Source organism: Alkaliphilus pronyensis (assembly GCF_009017275.1).
Taxonomy (GTDB): domain Bacteria; phylum Bacillota; class Clostridia; order Peptostreptococcales; family Natronincolaceae; genus Alkaliphilus_C; species Alkaliphilus_C pronyensis.
This window is the reverse complement of record NZ_WBZC01000094.1, coordinates 1-2,726: the sequence shown is the minus strand read 5'-3', so window position 1 is coordinate 2,726 and position 2,726 is coordinate 1. Positions and strand designations below refer to the sequence as shown.

The window sequence follows — 2,726 nt, the reverse complement described above, 5'->3', positions numbered from 1 at the left end:
AATAAAAAAGATATGCCCACAAAGGCATATCATAATTTAGATAAATCTGGTCTGTCCGAAGAAGACATTGAGAAGGTTGAGGAATATATTGAGTTTTTAAAGCAGAAGTATGATCCTGATGGTAGTTTGAAGGGAAAGTAGAGATTATTATTTCTAATAAACTTTAATACTGATATTTCTATATATGCCATATTGTGCTATAATATTACACAATAACTGTTTATGTGGGGTGAAATATTATGGCCAGAATTATTAAGCAAAACAGCAAAATAAAGAAGGTTTTTTATGATAGTATTAAGCAAGCTAATCTCAGAAAAGTTAACTATGATTTTGAAAAAGAAAAGGATAATAAAATAAAAGGCTTTAAAGGTGAGCTAAGTGTCATTGTATCGTTGTTTTTATCACTTTCTAAAGAATTTATAGTTATTAATGATGCGGTGTTTGAGGTTACTCCTAACCAATTCTTTCAAATTGATCATTTGGTAATAGGCAGGAGTAAAATTTTTTTAGTTGAAACTAAAACTTGGAATGGTGAGTTTGATTGCCTACAACACACTTGGATGTATAAAGGTCTAAACAAATATACTGAGGCATATAAAAACCCTATACAGCAGTGCAAATTTCACAATCAAGTCTTTAAACAATGGCTTAAAGACAATCTTAGTCAAGAGGAGTTTCATATAGCTGAAAAACATATCCAGTCACTACTTGTCCTTAACAAAGGGTTTATTGATATAAATGAAATGCCTCCAGAGATTCCTGTAAGAATAGGTGGAGATGCTGCAGCTAATTATATAAAAGACACACCAGGTAAAAACCTATCTGAAGATTTAATAGCAAAAATTGCTGAAAAAATAATGAATGCAGAGCTACTAGATCATTACAAGTGGGTTCATGACAATTGCGATATCATGGATGTTAGGATGGTATATATTTATGAAAATGAAGAAACAGCAGAGCAAATTAGAAAATCTTATCTGAATAAGAACTATAGAGTAGGGAATTTAAATGTAATTGAAGGTAACATAGGATATTGTTTTGAAATAACTCAAGATTTAGAAAAAGAATTCTCACGTCAGGTTAAACCCCAAACTAGCATTGTTAACACTTTTTTCGAAAACATAAATTATATTATAAGAAAATCATCATTCAAAAAAATGATAGTTATTATTGTCATTGTTTTTATCCTGCATTCAGGAATAACAAAGCTTTTTAATGTAATTAATAAAGCTTTAGAATATAAATATTTAGAGACTGAGAAAGAGGTTGAAGCAGTTGTACAAATACCCGTTTTAGAGTTTGTTGTAGGAAGCTATCCCAGTAATGTAAGAGGTACATATATATTGGTAAAAGACGGTGATAAGCATATTATTGATGGGATTTTCCAGACCGATACAACTGTTAGATTTTATGAAGATAAAAAAGTACATCTAAGGAAAAGCGATGGTGAAATTATAGAGTATTCCTTGATTAATGATATTATTGACCTTAAAGTAGCTAACCAGTATACAACTATAAATCATAATGGAGAGAGCTACATAGAGCTAGGAGTATTTAAATATGACTTTTCACTAAATGATATTATTAAGTGATAAACTTTTGCTTAAAGCTTAGCAACTCTATTTTCTATACTTTTCCATTATTCATATTACTATTACTTAAACTAATCTTGCTTGCTTAAATCATTTATGCGAGGAGTGATGAGTTGATAGACTTATGTGTTGTAGACTCTTTAGATGAAATCACTAAAGATCATTTTGCTGTGCCTGTTAACTATGATTTGTTGAGGGAGATTATGGAAGGATTTAATAGTTTTGATAATGTATTTGAATTATTTTTTGAGCTAGATCCTTATGAGATATCAATAATACCTTTAGAAGAGGCTAAAAAAATATTTGAAGCATTTAAGTACGTGGACGAAGAAGATTTGTCTAATGAAGCATGCTTTTACTTATACGGTTTAAAAAGATTATTACATGAAGCAATAGTTAAAAATAGAAATATCTTAGCTATAGGGGATTAGAAATCTTAATTCTAGCTATTCTTGAATGCCTTTTAAAGATTTCATTAACATAAGTAAAACAACTTAAATGGTTTAAAGAGCCAATGAAGAGTTGTAAAGGGTGTTGACATTATGGATGATAGAAAAAAAAGAAAAGAAGCTGTTGAATTTGCTTTAACTTTCAATACATTCGGTGGAGTTGAGCCTTCAGATGAATGTAAAAAGCTTATTGAAGATTATATAGAAGGTAAATCTACTCCTGAAAAAAACATTGAAAAACTGAAGAAAATTTATTCGGAAAAGGCGAAGAACAATGCCTAAATATTATATTAAATGCAAGTGTGGTAATGATGAATTTAAGTATATTGAAGAAGTAAATATGTATATTTGCACTAAGTGTGATTCTGACTACGACCCACATTTTCATATATGTGATATGATTACAGAAGATACATTGGAAGATGTGGATAAAATACAAAAAACATAGTTATAAATAGACTTAATTTTGTATGTAGATAATGATAAAATTGGTATTCAAGCTAAAAGATTCTCTGGAAAAATAGATAGAACTTATTTTAATGATAGGTTAAGCAAATATGCTAATCTTAATCAACTAATGATGGATACTAAACTAGTTGATTTCAAGCAAAAGATATGCCCACAAAGGCATATCATAATTTAGATAAATCTGGTCTATCTGATGAAGACATTGAGAAGGTTGAGG

General features: G+C 29.3%; 5 protein-coding genes. All 5 read left to right on the top strand.

All coding sequences use genetic code 11. The annotated features are described in order from the left end of the window. Positions 1 to 239 precede the first annotated feature (239 nt). Positions 240 to 1,592, top strand: coding sequence for a nuclease-related domain-containing protein (locus F8154_RS14930; protein WP_151862412.1), 1,353 nt, complete (start codon positions 240 to 242; stop codon positions 1,590 to 1,592). Between the two features lie 113 nt (positions 1,593 to 1,705). Next, positions 1,706 to 2,023: a hypothetical protein gene (locus F8154_RS14925; protein WP_151862411.1), complete on the top strand. Its 318-nt coding sequence runs from the start codon at positions 1,706 to 1,708 to the stop codon at positions 2,021 to 2,023. 111 nt (positions 2,024 to 2,134) lie between these two features. Beyond that, a complete protein-coding gene (locus F8154_RS14920) occupies positions 2,135 to 2,323 on the top strand; it encodes an antitoxin VbhA family protein (RefSeq protein WP_151862410.1) in 189 nt (62 codons plus the stop codon). Further along, positions 2,316 to 2,489 (top strand): hypothetical protein, encoded by a 174-nt coding sequence (locus F8154_RS15270; protein ID WP_192930334.1) that lies wholly within the window; start codon positions 2,316 to 2,318, stop codon positions 2,487 to 2,489. The genes F8154_RS14920 and F8154_RS15270 overlap by 8 nt, the downstream gene beginning before the upstream one ends. 18 nt (positions 2,490 to 2,507) lie before the next feature. Further along, positions 2,508 to 2,684 carry a hypothetical protein gene (locus F8154_RS15265; RefSeq protein ID WP_192930333.1) on the top strand — a complete coding sequence of 59 codons (177 nt, stop codon included), beginning with the start codon at positions 2,508 to 2,510 and terminating at the stop codon, positions 2,682 to 2,684. The last annotated feature ends 42 nt before the right edge of the window (positions 2,685 to 2,726 follow it).